Here is a 21,122-nt window from a genome sequence, read left to right as displayed (position 1 = left end):
AGATCATGGCTAAAATTACTTTATCAAAGCTCAGACACAGCTATATGCAAAATCCCAAAGGACCTGAAGATTTTGCCCTTAAAGAGATTGATCTTGAGTGGCAAGATGGTGGTGCATATGCGCTTTTAGGACCATCTGGTTGCGGTAAATCTACACTACTCAATATTATTTCCGGACTGGTTGTTCCAACTGAAGGCAAGATCTTGTTTGGTGAGGATGATGTGACGTCTTTACCGCCGGATCAACGTAATATCGCGCAGGTTTTCCAATTCCCAGTGATCTATGACACGATGACGGTTTATGACAATCTAGCGTTTCCACTTCGCAATCGCAAAGTGGATGAAGCGACAATCGATAAGCGCGTGCGCGAGATCGCGGATATGCTTGAAGTCACAGATATGTTGGGTCGCAAAGCTGCTGGCCTCACACCGGACAACAAGCAAAAAATTTCCATGGGTCGCGGTTTGGTGCGTGATGATGTGAATGTTGTCATGTTCGATGAACCGCTCACCGTGATTGACCCGCATCTAAAATGGAAGCTGCGTAGCAAGCTTAAAGAGCTTCACCAAAAAGTTCGCCACACGATGATTTATGTTACGCACGATCAGACAGAAGCGCTGACCTTTGCCGACCAAGTTGTGGTGATGGATTTAGGTGAGGTCGTTCAGATCGGAACTCCGGTTGAACTTTTTGAACGCCCAGCGCACACATTCGTTGGTCATTTTATCGGCTCGCCCGGAATGAATGTTTTGCCGTGTGAAATGAAGGATGGCGCAGCTTTTGTAAATGGCCAGAAGGTTGATCTGGAAGGTCCATTGAAAGCTGGGATGTCTGGTAAATCTGAAATTGGTATCCGACCTGAATTTGTGTCCCTAAGCGACAAAGGTCTCGATGCTAAAGTGAAGAAAGTTTCCGATATTGGCCGCCATAGTGTTGTTGAAGCTTTAATCGGTGATCTTAGCGTGATGTCGATTATTGAAGGCGCGCTGCCAAATAAAGGCGATGATGTGAAGCTGTCATTTCAACAAAATCAAACACGGCTTTATCGAGATGGTTGGTTAGCGACCGAAATGGGAGGGGCAAGCTGATGAAAACTGAAAATCAAAAGGCTTGGTTCTTTGTCTTACCAGTTTTGCTGCTGGTGGCATTTAACGCCATCATCCCCATGATGACGGTGGTCAATTACTCTGTTCAGGAGACTTTTGGAGACAATTTGTTCTTTTGGGAAGGTCTGACCTGGTTCGAGCAATTGCTAAATTCCGAGCGATTTTACAATGCGCTGGGACGGCAATTTTTATTCACGTTCTTAATTTTAATCATCGAAGTTCCATTGGGAATTGCCATTGCGCTTGCAATGCCACGCAAAGGTTTTTGGGTACCTGTATGTCTTGTCTTGATGTCACTTCCAATGCTTATTCCTTGGAATGTTGTTGGCGCAATGTGGAATATTTTTGCGCTGCCGGATATCGGGTTGTTGGGATATACGCTCAACCATGTTTTGGGTATCAATTATGATATGACGCAGGATCCAATTGCCGCTTGGTTCACCATTATCACCATGGACGTCTGGCACTGGACATCGCTTGTTGTGTTGCTCTCATATGCCGGCTTGGTGTCAATTCCAGAAGCTTATTATCAAGCTGCAAAAATTGATGGCGCATCGAACTGGTCAGTCTTTAGATTTATTCAATTGCCTAAAATGAAGAACGTTTTAACGATCGCAATTCTACTGCGCTTTATGGATAGTTTTAACATCTATACCGAGCCTTTTGTGCTTACCGGTGGCGGGCCGGGCAACTCGACAACCTTGTTGTCTATTGATCTAGTGAAAATCGCTTTGGGTCAGTTTGATCTAGGTCCGGCCGCTGCGATGTCGCTTATCTATTTTGCAATCACACTATTGGTTTCTTGGCTGTTCTACACACTTATGAACCGAGAAGATTTAAACACTGAGGGAGAACGCTAATGCAAAAGCGATCTATCGTTCCCATCGTCTATATCCTTTTCCTAATGCTGCCAATTTACTGGCTTGTTGCGATGAGTTTTAAGACTACGAATGAAATTCTAGCTGGATTTTCACTCTTTCCTCAGACGTTTACAATCGAAGCTTATGTAACGATTTTTACGGATCCAACTTGGTATTGGGGTTACATTAATTCAATTATTTATGTGTCGCTCAATACCGTTATTTCGGTCTGTGTTGCACTACCTGCGGCCTATGCGTTCTCTCGCTATCGGTTCTTGGGTGATAAGCAATTATTCTTCTGGCTTTTAACAAACCGGATGGCACCAGCTGCGGTTTTTGCATTGCCATTCTTCCAGCTTTATTCAGCGGTTGGATTGTTTGATACCCATTTAGCTGTCGCGTTGGCACATTGTTTGTTTAATATTCCACTCGCCGTATGGATCTTAGAAGGCTTTATGGGCGGGGTGCCCAAAGAGCTTGATGAAACCGCCTATGTCGATGGTTATTCATTCCCGCATTTCTTTGTGAAGATCTTTTTGCCAACGATTAAAGCCGGTGTTGGTGTGACTGCCTTTTTCTGCTTCATGTTTTCATGGGTTGAACTGCTGCTTGCAAAAACGCTCACAGCCGTTGCTGCAAAACCGATTGCTGCGACCATGACTAAAACAGCATCGAGTGCTGGATATGAGCTTGGTTTGTTGGCGGCAGCTGGAACGCTTACAATTGTGCCTGGTGCGATCGTGATCTACTTCGTTCGAAACTATATTGCCAAAGGCTTTGCCATGGGGAGAGTGTAATTATGAGTTGGATGGCTTGGACTTGGCCCACTGCGCTAATCTTTATCGGAATTTTTTCCGCAATTATTCTGCTAACAATTATTGAAATAAAACGACCAGGTGGTGATGAACGCATGGGTGCATTGCGTATTGTCACGACCCGAGGTGATCGTTTGTTCCTGAGCATTTTGGGTACAGTATACATCTTCCTTGCGTGGTTAGGATTGGTTGGAATGCCGTTATGGATTCCATTGTTTTTGGGAATTTGTTGGTTTGTATTTTGCTTTTTAAAGGTGTGATGATAACTCATCTATTAATTTACTAGTAAGTGGCGACATATTGAGATAGAACACAAATGTTAAACAATAAATTGGTGGCGCAATATGAGAAAACGTAAGACGCATGAGCTCCTAACCGAGGTTGAATTGGAATTCATGACGTTACTTTGGGAGCTGGGTGATGCCAGTGTCCGAGACGTCCTTTCCAAAATGGATGAGGACCGGGACCTAGCTTATACTTCAGCTGCAACCATTTTAAGAATTTTGGAGCAAAAGGGGTTTGTTTCAAGCAAAAAAGACGGAAAATCATTAATTTACTCCGCAATTTTGTCAAAAAATGAGTACCAATCACGACTTTTGAAGGATGTGTCAGCCAAACTATTCGATAATACACCCGCAGCGTTGGTCGCCACACTTGTAAATGACGACCATTTAACGCAAGATGCTTTGGAGGAGTTGAGGGTGCTTCTAGGGAGGAAACTGGGGGATGATTCAGGTTGAAACACTCGTAACCAGCTATATCGATGTAAATCTACTCATGCTGGGTTCGGCCCTGATTTGGTTCTTGGGTCGCAAAATTATCAAAAATTCTGATACGGCACGCGCTTTCGCCGTACAGCTCAGTTTGGTCAAAACGCTCCTGTTGGTGACCTTTTTATTCCCGATTGTTCTTACACTTTATAGTCATTTCTTCGCATCCGCTCTACCTGTACCAGTGACGCTTTCCGAGCTTGTCTTGGCGCAGTTTTTACAAGGTAATATTGAGCTAAATGCCAGTTTCCTTGAAAGCGTTTTGACCTTTAGACAGAATATGATGACCGAATTATCCAATCCGAACCATATTTTTGTGACCATGGTTTTATATGGAGGTGCAGCAACCGCCTTTTTGATGCTGGCGCGCGCGGTCTTCACTATGTTCAAACTATCAAGAATTTTAGAGGAAGCGCATGATTGGCGCAGTTGTGGTCAATTAAAGTTGGTTTTGGCGGATAAAATTCGCATTCCGTTCTCAACGCGTACTTTGCGTTATCATTACGTTGTTTTACCGTCCAGCATGCTTGGGAACAGCATGGACCTTAAGGTGTCGATTGCGCATGAGTTGCAGCATCTACGTCAAAAAGATGTCGATTGGGAATTTGCATTTGCATTGCTTACACCTGTATTTTTTGGAACCCTGCTTTTCATTATTTCAAGCGCGAGATTGAAGAACTTCGCGAGTTGTCCTGTGACCAGAATGTTCTTAAACGGGGATTGTTCTCAGCTCGGGACTATTGCGAATGCCTGCTACGTGTATGTAATGGCCGTTTTAAACGTGCAAGCTTGTTCAAGGTAAGAGTTCCGGAAGTTGCTCTTATTCAAACACAAGCAGGTTTCTTTTCTGCGCGCCCGAAAAAGTTATTAGAAAATCGTTTGCTATCTGCCGTGACTGGTTGGGATACAGGATTTTCCAAGATCCGTTTGGCGCTATTGGCAATTTTGATGGTGGTGTTTGCTGGCATGTTTTCGTTCACGGTTCAAAAACCTGCTGACTGGAGCCATGATCGTTTAATGCTATCAACGATCATAAACCTTGAACGGTTGGAGAAGCGTAACCAAGGTAGCGCTAATCTTTATACAGCTTACTAAGACCAAATAAGCTTTGTACTTTTGCTTTTATTTCAGGAGTACGCTTGGCTCTGAAAGACCTTGGATATTGGTTTTAGCTGAAAAGGTTTTGCCAGCATTTTCATCTTTTGCCAAAGCTTCATCATCAAGCCCTTGCATGGCAGTTGTGACAAACAAGGTTGATGTGTCACTACCACCAAAAGCTGGGCAAGTCGTGTGCGGTGTTGGGAGCTTTATTTGACCGATGTTTTGCCCATTTCGCGTATAGCCTTCCACCATGCTTTTACCCCAAAAAGCGATCCAGATATTGCCCAATGCATCAACAACCGCACCATCAGGTGTTTTGTCGATTGAGGTAAAATCGATAAATATCTCAGCATCTGCAATTGGCCAGCCTGTTTCGAGATCTAGTTTTTGTTTGAAGACACATTTATTCATTGAATCTGCGAAATATGCGGTTTCACCATCGGGTGAAAAACATATTGCGTTGGGGATTGTGATGTTGTTGTGCAGACGGCGAACTTCACCTTTGTAAAATCTATAGATGGCACCCGCGCCCTGTTCGGCATTCTTCCCCATGGTACTGACCCAAAAACCATTTTGACGATCCGCGCGACCGTCATTGGATCGGGTGATGGAATTATCATTGTCGATATCTATGACGGTTTGTCTTGTGTTATTATCCAAAGATAAAGTTTGAAGACCGTTTTCACCACTGATGAGCACTGAAGTCTCATCAATCCATGCAACCGCAGAAACATTTTCATCAAATTCAAAGCTCTGATGATTGGAGGCGCTTTGGGCATGCAATGTGTTATTGGTGATATCAAACCAAAGTAATTCATCTCGCAATGGATGCCATAAAGGACCTTCGCCCAATTGGCATTTTATGTCCGAAAACACGTTTAGGTCAGAAGACTGAAGTGAAAAGCTATGGTCTGTATTGTTCGTCATGATATTCAACATTTTAAGAAAGCGTCATTAAGGGATAACGAGCGCGTTTTCTAATGCAATATCACTTACGAGTAAATTATATTATCAGCTTTGTGGGGAATTAGATTTCTGTAGGTGCTTCCGGATCGCTGAGATATTTTTCGGATTGTTCAAAAATGATCTCTGCGCCACTACCGAAAACACGTTGCAGAATATGAAATTCGCATGTGGCTGAAATCCGAAGTCCGAGTTCCCTGAGATGTACGCGCTGATAATAATATTGCGCCATCATTGCTCTTTGAAATGGTTCGAGCTCTAAAGCAGCATTATACATATCGATATAGCTGTCTTCTTCAGCTTCGGGATTTAAAAACTTAGAGATGTTATTCTGTTTACTTGGTAAAACCATTATTCAACACCCATCGTAAGAGTTTTTCCAACGACCTTAAAAACCGAAAGTTTCCCGAAGCTTAACAAAATTGCAACTAATTCCAGAATTTTTCCTCTATTCTTGCTGTTCGTCTGCCGTCATGCGTATAAATGTCAAATTCTGTTCCTGGATTCCAATGATCTTTGTCTACCATTCCGATTGCAACATTTGTGTTAAAATCGGGAGACCACACTGCAGCTGTGATCTGACCAACTTCGCGGTTGCCATTAATGATCGAGTGGGGGGATTGTAATGGTGTGATCGGATCACCGTGAATAGATATCGGCCGGATTTGTTTAGAGGGGCCATTTTTGGCTTCGCGCAAAAGCGCAGCTTTACCAATATAGTCGACGTTTTGTGTCAGACTGCAGAATTTTTCCAACCCACATTCAAGTGGCGTATTGTTCATATTCATATCGCCGCCATAGCTTAACAGGCCTCCTTCAACGCGCTCAATAAGATTTGGGCAACCAGCTCGAACATTAAGATCTTCACCTGCTTCAAATAATGTATCCCAGATGTAAACACCGTGTTGACTACCTTCGACATAGATCTCAAATCCACCTTGTTTGGAATATCCTGATCGGGCGACGATGAAGGATGTATTGCCGAATTTAAGGCGTTTTTTGCGGAAAAAGCGAATATCTTTGACCTCTGAACCAAAGACGCGTTCCATAAGTTCATCTGATTTCGGCCCTTGGACGGCTAATGGCGAGACATCCGGTTCAAAGACATCCACATTGAGGTTCATGCCAACAGCAAGACCTTTGACCCAAAGTAGCAAGTCGCTATCTGCAATTGAAATCCACCAGCGTGTATCACTATGTTTTAGCGCGACCGGATCATTGAGCATTTTGCCATTATCATCGACAATTGGCACATAATAACATTGGTCAGACTGCATCTTGCTTAAATCACGTGGTGTTAACACTTGCATGAGTTTCGTCGCATCTGGGCCATTGAGTTCAACCTGCCGTTCAACTGCTACATCCCATACCTGCACATGGGATTTTAAATGATGATAATCAGCTTCCATTGATACAAAAGCTGTCGGCAATAGCATCCGGTTATAAACGGAATATCCCTTCACACCAGCAGCTTCTACTCGTGGGGTAAATGGTGTGGCGCGAAGGCGTGATGATCGTGCGATGATTTGGTTCATTGTTCTAGTCCAGTGACTTTGCTGTTTCGCGAAGCTTAAACTTCTGAATTTTTCCTGTTGAGGTTTTTGGTAGTTCTGCAAAAACAATTTTCTTGGGCGTTTTAAACCCAGCTAAATGTTCTCGACAAAAGTCAATAATTTCATCTTCAGTGGCCTCAGTATCTTCCCTGAGCTCTACAAATGCGCAGGGTACTTCACCCCATTTTGGATCGGGTTTTGCAACAATCGCGGCGGCCTGAACGGATGGGTGCCTAAAGAGCACAGCCTCTACTTCAACGGACGAGATATTCTCACCACCGGAGATGATGACATCCTTTAGGCGATCTTTGATTTGAATATAGCCTTTTTCGTCAACAACAGCGCCGTCGCCTGACCAAAAATAGCCACCAACGAATGCGTCTTCTGTGGCTCTTACATCTTTGTAGTAGCCTTTCATAACAGTGTTGCCGCGAATGGCGATTTCACCTTGAGTTTGACTGTCTGATGCAACAGGTGAACCTGTAGTTCTATCGATGACGGTAACAGCATCAACCATCGGCATGGCTATACCCTGCTGGGCCTGCAGTTGTGCTTGTTTGGCATCATCAAGGTTATCCCAACTTTCTTGCCATAAACATTGAGAAATGTGCCCGTAAGTTTCCGTCAACCCATAGACTTGCATGACTTCAAGTCCCATTGATTTGGTTTTTTCTAGAACAGATGGGGGCGGAGGCGCACCAGCGGTTAGCACTTTGACCTTCGGGTCAAAAGGCTTCATGTCGTCAGATTTCGCATCAGTCAGCATCTGCAAAATAATCGGTGCTGCACCAAAATGGGTGACTGAATATTTGCCAATGGCATCGAGCAATATGTCTGCGGCCATCGTGCGGGTGAAAACTACTGTGCCGCCCAACATGGCCATAACCCAAGGGTGTCCCCAACCGTTGCAATGAAACATCGGAACGACAGAGAGGTAAATCGGGTAATGCGGTGTTTGCCATGCGGCGATGGTGCCCAATGCCATGAGATATGCGCCACGATGGTGATAGACAACACCCTTTGGTCGCCCAGATGTACCAGAGGTATAGTTGAGACAAATGGCATTCCATTCGTCATTTGGATGATCATTTTGTTTGTTAGCTTCGGTAATTGTTTCAATCACATCATTGTAGTTTTTCCCGCCAAGTGTGTTTGAACTTGGTGCATTGGGATCACTAATTTCAATTAAAGGCACGGAATACCCCATGATCTCAAACACCTTCTCCACCACGGGGATCAATTCCTGATCAACAATGAGGAGCTGCGTATCGGCGTGACCAAGAATATAGGCGATTGTTTCCGGTTCTAATCGCGTGTTGAGCGTATTTAAAACAGCACCGGAAATTGGCAGCGCAAAATGCATTTCGAGCATTTCAGGAATGTTCGGACAAAGGACGGAGACCGTGTCGCCTTTTTTAATTCCCATAGCTGCAAGTCCTTTGGCGAACCCACGTATGCGAATTGCAGTTTCTGCCCAGCTTCGTTTGATATCGCCGTAGATAACGGCGGTGCGCTGGCGGTGAAGTGTTTCAGCATGATTTAAAAATGAGACTGGGGAAAGCGGCACATAATTGGCGCTTGTTTTGTCGAATGCATCGAAATTTTTTTGCATGCCCGTTACCTCCCGATATAAACATGACTATCTTGAATTAATTCGTGACCTTTTAGTCGTTGGGTCTCACCCTTGCGGCTGATTTATTGGCAAAAGCTTCCAGCCGTGCGCGTGCTTCTGGTTGCGTGTTGACCACACCGGCGACCACAGCTTCTGCATAAGCTGCATCCATGCCAGACATATTGTTGAGGTGGCTGATGGCTGAGCAAATAGCGAAATTTGTGAGCGGCAAGTTTTGGGCAGCTTTATTGGCGAGTTCAATAGCTTTGTCGAAGCTTGAACCTTCGGTCATATATTGAGCCAAACCCAAATCAACAGCTTCCTGGCCCTGATAAACACGCCCCATGAGGATCATATCGATCATGCGAGATTTACCGATCATATCAGAGACGCGAATAGTGGCACCGCCACCTGTGAAAATGCCGCGTTGTCCTTCAGGCAATGCAAAATAAGTTGTGTCGTCGATCACTCGGATATGAGCTGCGCTTGCGAGCTCAAGGCCACCGCCAACAACAGCACCTTTTAGTGCTGCGATGATTGGAACACCACCATATTCCATTTTGTTAAAAGCTTCGTGCCAGCGCATGCAAACATGCATAAACTCGTCCGGGCTGCGATCTGCCTTCCAGTGTTCAATAAGGTCAAGACCGGCGCAAAAATGATCGCCAGCGCCAGCTAGCACCACAGCTTTAACGCCGAGCTTTGACGTGTTGGAAAAGAAATCAACCAATTCTTCGATTGATTGGACATCAAGCGCATTGCGTTTATCTGGGCGATTGAGCGTGAGGATAACAACATCATTATCCTGAGCTTCAAGTTTGAGCCTTTCATATTCTGGTAGTGGTTTCATGTCGGACATTTATGTCGCCTTTCTAAACTCAAACTCTTTTACTGCTTATGTGATTGCAAAGTCTTTGAACGCATCCGCATAGATGCTGTCAGCACCTTCAACGATGCGTGTTTTTTCCAACTCGCATTCCGCTAAAATATGTTGCGCGTAAAAACATGCGGTGGCGATTTTTTCTGCATGGAAAGCTGTGTTCTTGCCGCGTGCCATGTTTGCTTCGGCTGCTAATATCGATTTGCCGAATTGCCATCCTACAGCCAAGTTTCCTGCCAACATAAGGACCGGGACACTTCCAGAATAAACACCGTTTACATCGTCATTGGCATTTTCAATAAGCCAATTAATACTCGTCTCAAACGCCCCACGGGCTTTCTCTAAACTGTTTGCAAAGCTAACGGCCTGTGCGCTTCCAGATTTCAATTTAGTTTCTGTCTCTTTGATCTGAGCCATGATCTCTTTGGCAAGCGCGCCTTTGTCGCGCAGAATTTTCCGACCCAAGAGATCATTGGCTTGAATGGCTGTTGTGCCCTCATAAATCGGTAAGATGCGCGCGTCGCGATAGAACTGCGCTACACCAGTTTCTTCAATAAAGCCCATCCCGCCGTGGATTTGGACACCAAGTGAAGTAACTTCCAATGCACGTTCAGTACAAAAGCTTTTCACAAGTGGGACAAGAAATTCGGCCATGGGTTTTGCGGTTGCGGCTTGTTCTTCACTACCGTTTTTCGCCAGATCTAACAGGCCAGCGGTGGCAACCGACAATGCTCGGCCACCCTCAACCAGTGCCTTCATGCGCAAGAGCATGCGACGAACATCCGGGTGGTGTGCGATGGTTACTGCTTCATTTTTTGAACGATCAACCGGAGGGCTTTGTTCGCGGTCTTTGGCATATGCAAGCGCATGTTGGTAAGCACGCTCAGAAACTGCAACACCTTGAATGCCGACCAAGAATCGGGCGCTCATCATCATGATAAACATGTATTGAAGTCCGCGATTTTCCTCGCCGATCAGAAAGCCTGTGGCGTTGTCATATTCAAGTACAGCTGTTGGGCTCGCTTTAATGCCAAGCTTATGTTCAATGCTGATGCAGTTCACACCATTGCGCTCGCCGGGTGTACCATCATCCATAACGAGATATTTCGGCACAATAAAGAGACTGAGGCCTTTTGGGCCGGGAGGTGCATCAGGCGTACGCGCTAGAACCAGATGAATAATGTTTTCTGATAATTCATGTTCACCATAGGTGATGTAAATTTTGGTGCCACTGACAGCATAGGTGCCATCGTTGTTTTGCACTGCCTTGGTTCGAACCCGACCGAGGTCACTACCTGCTTGTGGTTCGGTGAGGTTCATAGTTCCTGTCCAGCGACCGGAAATGAGCTTTTCAAGATAAAGCGCTTTTTGCGCTTCAGACCCTGCGAGCATTAAGGCATCCACCGCGCCGTCTGTTAAAAGAGGACATAGTCCGAAACTTAGATCAGAGGAATTTAATATTTCGGTTGCCGCTGCACCCAATGCGCGCGGCAGGCCCATGCCACCATGAGACGTATCGTGTGGCAGACTTTGCCAACCCATTTCAACAAACTGATCATAGGCGGTTTGAAATTCATCCGGCAAGATGACCTTTTCACCGTCAAATTTGGAACCTTTGGTGTCGCCAATTGATGTGAGATCAGCAATGGTTTCAGAGCAAAAACGACCGAAGCCATCGAGAACCGCTTCAGCATCTTGGCTGGTAATATCAGAATAGGTTTCAAGCGCTGTAACATCAGCCCAAGATGATAAATGCTCAATATTGAACATGATATCTTCAATTGGCGCTTTATATGGCATGTGAAACCTCTTCAATTATTCTATAATGTCATACTATCAATGTAATGAATCAAAAATACACTCTATGTGACAAAATCCTTTTATAAAGTGACAAATTTGATTATCATCGGTGTATGAAAGTCTATCAATCTGCACGCGTTGCAACAGTATCATATCTATTTATTGATGATTGGCTGGATGCCTTAAAGGGGGTTTGTTCCAAGCAGCAGCTGGATTCTTTTCTGCAGCGAGCGGGACTTATTGACGGCGATGGTCAGCCGTTTCAACGTGTTACCCTTGACCAAATTGTTTGGCTCTATGCCATTGCTGCGATTGAAACCAGCGATGAGATGATGGGGCTTTGGTCAAGACCGGTACGGGTGCGTGCACTCCAACATCTTTTGACAGCTGTGCGTCAAGCCAAGTCATTGCCTTCAGCGCTTTATAAGTTTTCAACCTTTTGGAATTTGTTACTCGATGATTATCAGTTTGAGTTAGATAATGATGAAGATCTTTATACACTTATGCTCAAGCCAGTTGGTGAACAAGACGTGCAACGATTTGGGCATATGCTGATTTTAAAACTGGCCCATGGATTGTTATCCTGGATGGCTGGACGAGAGGTTGCTGTTAAGTCCGTTCAATTTGCGTTTGATGAACCGGAATTCGTCGAAGATTATAATGTGGTTTTCCCAACGCAGATTGATTTTGGCAACCCATATTCCGCAATCTCATTTGAACTTGCCAAACATCAACGTCCGGTTGGTCGTACGGATACAGAGTTTGTTGAATTTCTAAAACGCGCACCGCGTGACTGGATTTTTACCAATCTGCATGAGAATACGCGCACATTGCAAATTCGTGAGATATTGTATCGTTCCACTTGGGAAAATTGTAATCTGGCATATGTCGCCGATGAGTTAAACCTTGAACCCAGAACCTTAATGCGCCGATTAAAGGATGACGGTACATCATTTCAGGAAATAAAAGATGGATTGCGGCGCGACATTGCCATTCGTGAATTGCATAATGGCCATAAAACCATTGAAGAAGTTTCACAAAAAACAGGCTTCTCATCAGCTGCTAATTTTCACATTGCCTTTAAGCGCTGGACCGGAACGACACCTCGATTATTTGCCGTTTCCCAACAAACTTTGCCCAACCGTTTTAAAGTCAATTATTGACCTTTAACTGCTTTAGACATTGTTCTTTTGATGCGTTCTCTAAAGCTGCATAATGTGCAAATTCATCCAACACTTTGGCGCCGAGCTGGGTTTCAAATAATTCCTGATTGGAATTATGCACGATATTGGCAGCTTTCTTATCGCCTAAATTGGACTGAAAAATACCGGCTGCACTGACGGGCAAAAAGTCCTCATATACAATGGGACTGAACTGAATTTGACCGGTTTCAACCATGCCTTCAAACGACTGATCATTAGTTGTTCCAATGTGGTTTTCAGCAAGCTGATAGTGAAAATAGCCAAGTTCCTGTTTGCGTATTGTTGCCCAATCATCGGGAAATGCTGAGAATGTTTCCTGCAAAGTCTGAACATATTCTTGCGCATTAGAACCATCAGGTGCGGGGGTGCATTTCGCTCTTGTTTCGTTTAGCAGATGATCATAGAGCGCACGGCCTTTGGGTGTAAGCGCGATGCCGCGTTGTTCAATTTCACCAAATCGCGCGGTGTGTTTGCCATCTTTAACATCTAAAAAATCGACAGATTCTTCAAGCGCCTTAAATGATGTCTGGCGCAATAAAATTGGACATTTGCGGTTGGGCGGACCTTCGATGACAGCCTTCGGTGTAATATTGCGCGAAGGCATTAAATTTTGAACTTGATCGATATCAAGCGTGCGTGGTGTTAGGTGATTAATATGCGGGCCTTTGAACGACACGACATCGGCAATCAGACGATGTTCTTGATGCAAACGGTCATAAAGTTCCTGGGTGATACTAGCCTTTGGATGCCACTTAAATGTGATGAGAATTTCTGTGATAAATTCATCCGCATCCTTGTTATAAATACCACCTTGAGCTTCGGCCTGACCGATCATTTCGATTAGTCTATCGGTGAAGATATTTCGCGCGGCAAGAACGGCTTCAGCATCTTTTTTCAAAGCTTGATTTTCTATTAGATCTAACCGCAACAAAGACGTGAAGACGCGAAACGGGTTGATGGAAAGTGCTTCGCCCTCAATGGGTCTAAATGCAGTTGAATGAACAGGAATGCCTGCAACGCTTAAATCATAATAGCCAACGGGGAACATACCCATTTGAAAATATGCCCGGCGAATGAGCTTTAATTCGGCCTCAGTACCAAGGCGGATTGCGCCGTGTCTTTCATCTGATATGCGAGAAAGTCCATTGGTTGATTTAAGTGTTTGTGCGAGTTCTTGGTCTGCACCAAGTGTTGATGAATTTACCTCAGCAACCAAATCCATCAATGTGCCATAGGCAGGAACTTCATCTCGATACATGAGTGACATGGCTGATGAAAATTTTGCGCGTAAATCACTTGGATGAATAAATGATAACTCTGACATAGCTTTTCCCATGATTCAGTTTATTGCACGTTGACTTCGAATGATACTGAAACGGATTTTCCGTTAACTGAAAATGCCCGGTGATCGTTGCTGTTTAATGTAACAGAAATCATATGCTGTCCTTCGGGTAATTTTCCGATTGTTGCAGTATTGGAATACATGCGTTGAAGTTTTAGTCCATTCAAATAAAGATGCCCGTGTCCTTGACCGTCTTCATGGGCAAGCGGTTCTGTTTCTGGCTCAAAAAATTCAAAATTCTGAGTTGTCAGTTGAACGGACCAAGTTTCGTCGGTGTTCTGTGAAACGTTCATTTCGATGGCTGGTGGGTTTTGGTTTGCGTTTAATTCAATCGCCGCACCCATTTGATGCATGGAGTGATCCATTTGCGAGTGATCCATCTCCTTATTGTCATCACCCATGTTCATTTTGTTTGCATTTGGGTCTTGTACAACTGCTTTGATTTGTTGTGAGCCCGAATTTTTAAAGGCAACGGTAAGCGGAATAAACTCACCTGGGTGATATGTATTACCTTGAACATTGACCATGATATGTGCACCGTCAGATGAGAAGCTAGGTGATGAACCTTTTGGTATCGCAACTCCAAATTCTGAATGCGCGCCCATTATAAAGGCACTATTTTGATCCGATGCTTTTATTTCGGTAATGAAATCAGCCTCGCCGTCATTTTGCATGTTTAGATAAACTGAAAACATGGTGTCGGTCATTTTTACCGCTTTGACGTTTGAAACCAGTATTGGTGAAGTTACCGTGTTTAGCGACCAGAACAAAGCAACAGCACCGAGAATTAATATAGCGATTATCGTGAGTTTTCGGCTATTTGACATTAGTCTCGATCCGTTGTTGTAAATAAGCAGTCACTATTCTTTGGCAAATCAGTGTCAAGCTTAAGGGGATAAATGCAATGAGAGTTAGAGCATTGTTGAATGTGCTCATAATGGCATGGTTTGTGATTTTGTCGACAACAAAAATTGCCGCAGCCCATGTTTCCGAACAGGGTATTGTGCTTCTTCTTCCCACTAATATTTACATTATTAGCGGGTGTCTTGCTGTTATCTCATCCATGCTGCTTGTCACTTTTTTACCCCATGATCGGGTGTTTTCGTTCTTTAAGCCTATTCACATCTCTTGGCCGTCATTTGATGCAATTTTTCAAAATGCTCTGTTGAAAGATATTATCAGTATTTTCTCCTTGGCATTGGTTATGTTTCTGATTGTGATTGGTGCAATTGGTTCACGTGATCCTTTGGTCAATATGTTGCCCTTGTCCATTTGGACCTTTTGGTGGATCGCAATTTTCATGATGCACAGTGTCTTTGGAAATATTTGGGCATGGATTAACCCATGGAGCGGTTTATTTAATCGGCTCCTCCACAATGTTTGTTTAAATGTTTCGTTTCCAAAGGGGATTGGATGTTGGCCAGCTATAATCGTCTTTGTCGCGTTTTACGCATTTATAATTGCAGATATTGCTCCCGATGATCCGGCGCGACTATCCAATTTTGTTCTAGGCTATGTGATTTTTACCTTTATCGGCATGATTATTTTTGGTGCAAAGGCCTGGCTTCATCAGGTGGAATGCTTCACCATTTTATTCTCGCTTTTATCGCATTTGTCACCTTTAAAGATTTTACCAAATGGCAGGGGCTGGCGCATAGGATTGCCTGGCTGGCAAGCGCTGCAGGCTCGCAATATTTCTGTATCGCAAGCCTTTTTTTACTTTCAGTTTTGGGTTCTGGTAGCTTTGATGGGGTCAATGAAACCTTCTGGTGGTTGGTTCAAATTGACGTTAATCCGCTCGCATTTCCGGGGCGATCAGCAGTGGTTTGGCAGTCGACTTTCGGAATTTTGGGGGCAAATTTACTCCTATATGGTATATTTGTAGCCTGTATTTGGGCGGGTATGAAACTCACTCATCGCTTTGATTTAACCGATCAAAGCAAGGATGGACGTCGGACAAATTTTTTAGAACTTTTTACAATGTTGGCGATTTCTGTTTTGCCTATTGCTGCGGTTTATCACGCATCGCATTATCTTACGACTTTAATGGTCAATGGACAGTATTTAGTTGCCGCTTTGTCGGATCCGTTGGGCAATGGATCGAACTTTTTGGGATTGGAAAACTATCAAGTTACAACAGGTTATCTAAATGAGATATCGAGTGTGAGGCGTATTTGGCTTTCGCAGGCCAGCCTCGTTGTTTTTGGTCACATCATTGCAGTGTTAATGGCTCATTATGCAATCGCAAAACACTTTAATGCGTGGAAAGACGTAGTTATTTTTCATATTCCCATTGCCATATTTATGGCAACTTATACATGGTTTGGTCTTTGGTTATTGGCAGCTCCGAAGGGTGCTTAGCAGCTCGTTCGGTATTTGGTTTTGTAAAAAAAGGGCTGGACAATTCATTAGTATACATACAAACTGCCAGTGCAGGATTATCCATATTAGCTCCAGAGAGGAACGAAAATGACTGATAAGAAGAAGGGATCTAAACTGATCTCCCGCCGCAATACATTAAAGGGAATTGGTGCAGGTGCACTCTTGGCAACAACCGGTTTGCCAAAGATGATGGGCTACGCGCAAGCGCAAACATCAGAGCCGATCAAGATTGGTTTCCAGGTTCATAGAACCGGCATCGGCGCAGCCTATGGCCGTTGGTATGATCGTACAACACAAGCTGCTGTTAAGCGGATCAACGATATGGGTGGTATCAATGGACGTCCGGTCGAAATCGTTGCTGAGGACGATGGCACAGATCCAAAGCGCGGCGCGGAAGTGGTTGAGAAATTTGCATCACAGCACAATTGCGATATCGCGTTTGGTACATTGTTCAGTCACGTTGTTTTCGGATCCGCCCCTCGTGCGGGTGAATTAAAGCTGCCGTATTTTGTTGTGTCCGAGGGACACCATGTCGCCAGTGGTAAGCTCAACAGATATACGCTTCAGCCAGGTATCACAGATGTGAAAAGTCAGGTGCAAGCAATGGCGCCATTTGTTGGCGACAATCTGGGTAAGAAAGTCACTATGATCTATCCGGACTTTGCGTTTGGTCATGATCACCGCGATTTCTTCAGTGAAGCGATTGAACGTCAGGGCGGTAATGTTGTTGCAAAAATTGCAGTGCCACCGGCGGAAACATCATTTACAAAATACTTCCCGAAAATCCCGCGTGACACTGAAGTTGTTTATCACGTGATGGTAGGCCCAGCTGTTCTCACATTTGTGAAAGAATTGGGTGAATTCTTCGGACCAAGCCGCCCGGAAATCTTCGGCTTTATCGACAGTCTTGAAGCCGTTGATATCAACAGTCCTGGTCTTGAATTCTTGGAAGGTACATATTTCTGGGAAGGCATGCCGCGTTACGCGCAAGCCGATCAAACATCGCATGACAAGCTTTATCGTGAAGCTGTGGGCGTTGATGAAAACGGTGCTTCGACATCCGATGCTAAAGACGTCTCTACATTTGCCCATATGTTCGGTTGTTGGGAAACACTCAACATCGTTAAAGCAGGCATGGAATCTGCAGGCTATAAAGGCCCTGAAGATCGTGCCAAACTGATTGAAGCTGTGGAAGCCATGTCAGATATGCCGATGTCAGATGATCATCCGCAAGGTGCGAAGCGCTTTAACGGTAAAACTCACCAAACATTTGGATCTCAATACATTTCAAAAGTAACAGATGGAAAACTTGTGGTGTCGCATACAACATCAATTGAAGACACGTTGTATGAGGACGAAGTGGATTACACAACACAACCATTCTAATCGCAGAGCTTGAAATTTAGACTGAGAAAACAAAATGGAATTTGGGCCGCATTTAATTCTTGCCTCCCTTGAGGGTGCTGTTATTGCCGCAGTTTTGGCGATGACAGCGATGGGCCTAAGTATCGTATTTGGCATCATGCGCGTCGTGAATGTCGCGCATGGTGAATTTTTTATGTTGGGCGCAGTTATTGCTTGGTGGGTTGCCCACCTACTTGGCGGTCACTCGGCAGTTGGCTTTATCGCCGCTTTAATCTTTGCCCCGATCCTGGTTGGTGTCATTGCAGCTGTTGCAGACCGGCTTGTTTTGCAAAGGATTGATTATGATCCGGATCGCACGATCGTTGGCACAATCGGGCTTTTGTATATTATTCAGCAAGTCACACTTATGACCTTTGGTCCTGAGGCGCGTCCCGTTGAAGCACCATTTAATCAGCGCTTGGCGATCCCTTGGTTTGAGTTTGGCGAAAATGGTTTTGAGATCTATTGGCCTTGGGGTCTCTCCATCACCAGTTATAAGCTTTTCATCATCGTCGCTGCGATTGCGATTTTAACAGCACTTTGGGTTTTAATGACCAAAACTAAAATTGGTCTCATTATGCGTGCCACACAACAAGATAGCGAGATGGCGCGCGCCTTTGGTGTCCCGGTTAAACGCGTATATGCATGGGTGTTTGGATTGGGCGCAGGATTGGCCGCAATGGGCGCCGTGCTTGTGGTTCCGGTCCAGCAAGCGCATTATTTGATGGGCCATGACCCACTTCTTTTATCATTCATTGTTGTGATCATTGGTGGTTTGGGTAGCCTACCTGGGACTGTCATTGCCGCGATACTCATTGGTATGAGCGATGGGATTATCTCTGTGTTTTTCTCTCCGACGCTTGCCAAGATTTTGGCGACATTATTAGTTGCAATGGTGCTGGTCTTTAGACCTCAAGGATTGATGGGGAAAATTCGCTCATGACGGATGCCCAACGTTCAAATTGGTTACATATCGGTGTCGTTGCCGTTCTCGCTGCATCATTTTTCATCCTACCTGAATATCACTCAGGAAATTTAGCACGCATATTGGTGCTGGCCGTTTATGCAATGGGCTATAATTTATTGTTTGGGTATACGGGTCTATTAAGTTTGGGGCATGCATTGTTCTTTGCGGCGGGCATGTATGGGCTTGGTCTTGCTATGCAGTTTTTCGATTTTAATCCGATTGCTGCAATAGTTGTCGGATTGTTGCTGGCTTTAATTGTCTCTATCTGCGTCGGATTTTTAGCCCTGCGAACAACTGGTGTCGCCTTTATGATTGTGACCTTAATGTTTGCCCAGGCGGGTTACCTCACAATCTTATATTTTGGTGAATATACCCGCGGCGATGAGGGCTTTGTTATTCAGCAGGCGGACCGTATGATCGGCATGATTGATCTGACCAGCCCGATGGGACGTTTTTTTGCAGCTCTGTTGTTATTTGCAATTTGCTTTTTCATCATCGCTCATATTGTCCGATCCGGCTTTGGTTTAGCGCTTGTCGCTATCCGCGAAAATGAAGAACGCGCGACCATGCTTGGATATGATGTTATGCGATTAAAGCTTCAGGCGGTTATAATTTCAGGCGTGATGTCCGGGTCTGCAGGTGCCGCTTACGCGCTGTTATTTGGATATGCTGGCGCGACATTTGCGACGGTGCAATATTCAATCTTCCCTCTGCTTTGGGTGTTGTTGGGTGGTGCCGGGGTTACCATCGGGCCGCTGATAGGTACGATCTTCATGTTCTACTTAATTGATTATTCCAGCGCGATAACACCCGCTTATATGCTTATTGCTGGTCTTGCATTGGTGTTGCTCACTTTGTTTGCACCGCAAGGTTTAGCCGGCGAATTAAGACGGAGGTATCTACCTTGGCTTCCGTAACGATTTTAGAAACACAAGGCTTGAGCAAATCCTTTGGTGGTTTGCAGGCTAATACCGATATTAATTTCAAGCTACAGCAGGGGCTTATTACCGCGCTTATTGGACCAAATGGTGCCGGCAAAACAACTTTTGTTGGCATGTTATGTGGAAGAATTCCCGCGACATCAGGTCGGGTGTTTTTCAATGGTCAGGATATTAGCGCCTTACCCGCACATCAGCGCATTCAGCTTGGCATTGCCTATACCTTTCAAATCACTTCAATTTTCCCAGGGCTTACCGTTGCGCGTAATGTTGAATTATCGCTACGCCGTGCAAAAAAACTTAAAACAAAAGACATCGCTGACGGGGTGTCGCAGGTGCTCTCGCAAGTAAACTTGTTAGATCGTGCGGACCAAATCGCAGGCGATCTGAGCTATGGACATCAGCGCATTTTAGAAATTGCTATGGGGCTTGCCCAAAATCCTAAACTATTTATTTTGGATGAGCCAACGCAAGGCTTATCCGAATCTGAAGTTGAAGAATTTATAGCGCTTATCAAATCTCTTGCTGGTGAGACGACAATCTTACTAATCGAGCACAATATGGATGTGGTGATGAAATCTGCGGATCATATCGCTGTGCTCAATTTTGGGGAATTGCTTGCTGAGGGCTCGCCAACAGAAATTCAGCAAAATAAAGCTGTCCAAAGCGCATATTTAGGTACGTCGGAAGATGCTTGATGTAAAAGACATATATGCCGGATATGGGCAGGTTGAAGTATTGCACGGCGTGTCGCTCAGTGTTGCAGCTGGTGAAATCTTATGTGTAATGGGCCGAAATGGCGCGGGTAAAACAACGCTTTTGAAATCGATCATGGGGATTGTTCAGATTTCTGATGGCGGTATCTCGCTTGAAGATGAGCTGATCAACACGTTGCCGGGGCATGAAATACCCAAGCGTGGCATTGGATATATCCCGCAAGGGCGCCGATTGTTTCCAGAACTAACAGTGTCTGAAAATATCGAGATGGGTCTGATGGTGCGCAATGTGAGTTCAGATACCAAGGATTGGGTTTTAGATTTATTCCCAAGATTGCGCGAAAGGCTTAATCAACGTGCAGGGACTTTATCAGGTGGTGAACAACAGATGCTGGCGACTGCGCGCGCATTAGCACTTCGACCCAAAGTTTTGTTGTTGGATGAGCCTACCGAAGGCTTGCAACCCTCAATGATTGAGCAGATTAGGCAAGTCATTTTGAAAATGAAGCAAGAAGGTTTTGCCATTGTTCTCGTTGAGCAACGGATCGATGCTGTCTTGGCGCTGGCGGATCGGGTTACGATGATTGAAAATGGCAAATCGGTTGAAACCCTCACCGCAAAAGAGTTAGGTGCCTCGCCGGAGAAAATTAAACGTTATTTGGGTGTTTGATTTTCAGGCAATCTCTTGCCGCAACTTAGTTTTTTAAGATA

22 protein-coding genes and 1 pseudogene are annotated in these 21,122 nt (G+C 44.7%); 15 read left to right on the top strand and 8 right to left on the bottom strand.

Annotated features, from left to right (window positions below; translation table 11 throughout):
* Positions 1-5: 5 nt before the first annotated feature.
* From ACZ1GZ_RS02615 to ACZ1GZ_RS02585, 7 genes and pseudogenes are all read left to right on the top strand, one after another.
* Positions 6-1,088, top strand: coding sequence for an ABC transporter ATP-binding protein (locus ACZ1GZ_RS02615; RefSeq protein WP_472666868.1), 1,083 nt, complete (start codon positions 6-8; stop codon positions 1,086-1,088).
* Positions 1,088-1,966 (top strand): carbohydrate ABC transporter permease, encoded by an 879-nt coding sequence (locus ACZ1GZ_RS02610; RefSeq protein ID WP_472666867.1) that lies wholly within the window; start codon positions 1,088-1,090, stop codon positions 1,964-1,966. The genes ACZ1GZ_RS02615 and ACZ1GZ_RS02610 overlap by 1 nt, the downstream gene beginning before the upstream one ends.
* Positions 1,966-2,763 (top strand): carbohydrate ABC transporter permease, encoded by a 798-nt coding sequence (locus ACZ1GZ_RS02605; protein WP_472666866.1) that lies wholly within the window; start codon positions 1,966-1,968, stop codon positions 2,761-2,763. Before ACZ1GZ_RS02610 ends, ACZ1GZ_RS02605 begins: the two co-directional genes overlap by 1 nt.
* A gap of 2 nt (positions 2,764-2,765) precedes the next feature.
* The gene (locus ACZ1GZ_RS02600; RefSeq protein ID WP_472666865.1) at positions 2,766-3,041 is read left to right on the top strand and encodes a DUF2160 domain-containing protein; all 276 of its coding nucleotides are present in this window, start codon (positions 2,766-2,768) and stop codon (positions 3,039-3,041) included.
* Positions 3,042-3,125: 84 nt separating this feature from the next.
* The gene (locus tag ACZ1GZ_RS02595; protein ID WP_472666864.1) at positions 3,126-3,521 is read left to right on the top strand and encodes a BlaI/MecI/CopY family transcriptional regulator; all 396 of its coding nucleotides are present in this window, start codon (positions 3,126-3,128) and stop codon (positions 3,519-3,521) included.
* A 627-nt stretch (positions 3,522-4,148) separates the two neighbouring features.
* Positions 4,149-4,271, top strand: a pseudogene (locus tag ACZ1GZ_RS02590) (hypothetical protein); the annotation flags it as partial.
* Between the two features lie 69 nt (positions 4,272-4,340).
* Positions 4,341-4,646, top strand: a complete 306-nt coding sequence (locus ACZ1GZ_RS02585; protein ID WP_472668364.1) for a hypothetical protein — start codon at positions 4,341-4,343, stop codon at positions 4,644-4,646.
* A 27-nt stretch (positions 4,647-4,673) separates the two neighbouring features.
* Here ACZ1GZ_RS02585 and ACZ1GZ_RS02580 read toward each other — a convergent pair whose 3' ends face one another.
* From ACZ1GZ_RS02580 to ACZ1GZ_RS02555, 6 genes are all read right to left on the bottom strand, one after another.
* Positions 4,674-5,579, bottom strand: a complete 906-nt coding sequence (locus tag ACZ1GZ_RS02580; protein ID WP_472666863.1) for an SMP-30/gluconolactonase/LRE family protein — start codon at positions 5,577-5,579, stop codon at positions 4,674-4,676.
* Between the two features lie 100 nt (positions 5,580-5,679).
* Positions 5,680-5,967 carry a hypothetical protein gene (locus ACZ1GZ_RS02575; RefSeq protein ID WP_472666862.1) on the bottom strand — a complete coding sequence of 96 codons (288 nt, stop codon included), beginning with the start codon at positions 5,965-5,967 and terminating at the stop codon, positions 5,680-5,682.
* Positions 5,968-6,043: 76 nt separating this feature from the next.
* Positions 6,044-7,150, bottom strand: coding sequence for a dimethylsulfoniopropionate demethylase (locus ACZ1GZ_RS02570; protein WP_472666861.1), 1,107 nt, complete (start codon positions 7,148-7,150; stop codon positions 6,044-6,046).
* 4 nt (positions 7,151-7,154) lie between these two features.
* The gene (locus ACZ1GZ_RS02565; protein WP_472666860.1) at positions 7,155-8,780 is read right to left on the bottom strand and encodes an AMP-binding protein; all 1,626 of its coding nucleotides are present in this window, start codon (positions 8,778-8,780) and stop codon (positions 7,155-7,157) included.
* Between the two features lie 52 nt (positions 8,781-8,832).
* Positions 8,833-9,630, bottom strand: a complete 798-nt coding sequence (gene dmdD / locus ACZ1GZ_RS02560) for a methylthioacryloyl-CoA hydratase (protein WP_472668213.1) — start codon at positions 9,628-9,630, stop codon at positions 8,833-8,835.
* A gap of 45 nt (positions 9,631-9,675) precedes the next feature.
* Positions 9,676-11,460 carry an acyl-CoA dehydrogenase gene (locus tag ACZ1GZ_RS02555; protein ID WP_472666859.1) on the bottom strand — a complete coding sequence of 595 codons (1,785 nt, stop codon included), beginning with the start codon at positions 11,458-11,460 and terminating at the stop codon, positions 9,676-9,678.
* A gap of 113 nt (positions 11,461-11,573) precedes the next feature.
* Here ACZ1GZ_RS02555 and ACZ1GZ_RS02550 point away from each other — a divergent pair, with 113 nt between their 5' ends.
* On the top strand, positions 11,574-12,623 hold the full coding sequence (locus tag ACZ1GZ_RS02550; protein WP_472666858.1) for an AraC family transcriptional regulator: 1,050 nt from the start codon (positions 11,574-11,576) through the stop codon (positions 12,621-12,623).
* On the opposite strand, the gene hglS is transcribed toward ACZ1GZ_RS02550, so the two are convergent.
* Together hglS and ACZ1GZ_RS02540 are read right to left on the bottom strand one after the other, a co-directional pair.
* Positions 12,613-13,986, bottom strand: a complete 1,374-nt coding sequence (hglS, locus tag ACZ1GZ_RS02545) for a 2-oxoadipate dioxygenase/decarboxylase HglS (protein ID WP_472666857.1) — start codon at positions 13,984-13,986, stop codon at positions 12,613-12,615. The two genes, ACZ1GZ_RS02550 and hglS, sit on opposite strands and share 11 nt — an antisense overlap.
* A 20-nt stretch (positions 13,987-14,006) precedes the next feature.
* Complete coding sequence (locus ACZ1GZ_RS02540) at positions 14,007-14,831, bottom strand: hypothetical protein (protein ID WP_472666856.1); 825 nt, start codon at positions 14,829-14,831, stop codon at positions 14,007-14,009.
* A gap of 77 nt (positions 14,832-14,908) precedes the next feature.
* Here ACZ1GZ_RS02540 and ACZ1GZ_RS02535 point away from each other — a divergent pair, with 77 nt between their 5' ends.
* From ACZ1GZ_RS02535 to ACZ1GZ_RS02505, 7 genes are all read left to right on the top strand, one after another.
* Positions 14,909-15,889: a hypothetical protein gene (locus tag ACZ1GZ_RS02535; protein ID WP_472666855.1), complete on the top strand. Its 981-nt coding sequence runs from the start codon at positions 14,909-14,911 to the stop codon at positions 15,887-15,889.
* A 17-nt stretch (positions 15,890-15,906) separates the two neighbouring features.
* Positions 15,907-16,365: a hypothetical protein gene (locus ACZ1GZ_RS02530; RefSeq protein WP_472666854.1), complete on the top strand. Its 459-nt coding sequence runs from the start codon at positions 15,907-15,909 to the stop codon at positions 16,363-16,365.
* 108 nt (positions 16,366-16,473) lie between these two features.
* A complete protein-coding gene (locus ACZ1GZ_RS02525; protein WP_472666853.1) occupies positions 16,474-17,772 on the top strand; it encodes an ABC transporter substrate-binding protein in 1,299 nt (432 codons plus the stop codon).
* 34 nt (positions 17,773-17,806) lie between these two features.
* Positions 17,807-18,733, top strand: a complete 927-nt coding sequence (locus tag ACZ1GZ_RS02520; protein WP_472666852.1) for a branched-chain amino acid ABC transporter permease — start codon at positions 17,807-17,809, stop codon at positions 18,731-18,733.
* Positions 18,730-19,674: a branched-chain amino acid ABC transporter permease gene (locus ACZ1GZ_RS02515; RefSeq protein WP_472666851.1), complete on the top strand. Its 945-nt coding sequence runs from the start codon at positions 18,730-18,732 to the stop codon at positions 19,672-19,674. The genes ACZ1GZ_RS02520 and ACZ1GZ_RS02515 overlap by 4 nt, the downstream gene beginning before the upstream one ends.
* Positions 19,662-20,393, top strand: coding sequence for an ABC transporter ATP-binding protein (locus ACZ1GZ_RS02510; protein ID WP_472666850.1), 732 nt, complete (start codon positions 19,662-19,664; stop codon positions 20,391-20,393). The genes ACZ1GZ_RS02515 and ACZ1GZ_RS02510 overlap by 13 nt, the downstream gene beginning before the upstream one ends.
* On the top strand, positions 20,386-21,081 hold the full coding sequence (locus ACZ1GZ_RS02505; protein ID WP_472666849.1) for an ABC transporter ATP-binding protein: 696 nt from the start codon (positions 20,386-20,388) through the stop codon (positions 21,079-21,081). The genes ACZ1GZ_RS02510 and ACZ1GZ_RS02505 overlap by 8 nt, the downstream gene beginning before the upstream one ends.
* Positions 21,082-21,122 lie beyond the last annotated feature (41 nt).

The organism is Lentilitoribacter sp. JB5-8 (genome assembly GCF_055693385.1).
The sequence above is the reverse complement of the archived record's forward strand: the minus strand, read 5'-3'. Positions and strand labels throughout refer to the sequence as shown.